The following is a 228-nucleotide window of genomic DNA, read 5'->3' as shown; positions in this document are numbered from 1 at the left end:
TGAAGGTATAGCTACCGTCTGCATTTAAGATGAGTTCACCTTCAGCAAGGGTAACCGTATCACCTGCATTGTACGTATTTCCACCAACCGTAAAGCTGGTGACAGTTAGTGGACCGTCTGCAGTTGCTGCGTTATCAAGCACATTACCTGTAGCAATTGTATCTTCAGCTATCGTAACCGTTTCACTATCATCACTTAAATCTGAAACCGGTGTCACTGAAATGGTTA

The 228-nt window shown here is 43.4% G+C and carries 1 protein-coding gene; it reads right to left on the bottom strand.

Annotated elements, in window-relative coordinates:
- A partial coding sequence (locus H4J66_RS00050) for a hypothetical protein (protein WP_182169091.1) occupies window positions 1–228 on the bottom strand: 228 nt, incomplete at both ends.

It is taken from the genome of Colwellia sp. MB3u-55 (genome assembly GCF_014076785.1).
Lineage (GTDB): Bacteria > Pseudomonadota > Gammaproteobacteria > Enterobacterales > Alteromonadaceae > Colwellia_A.
The sequence above is the reverse complement of the archived record's forward strand: the minus strand, read 5'-3'. Positions and strand labels throughout refer to the sequence as shown.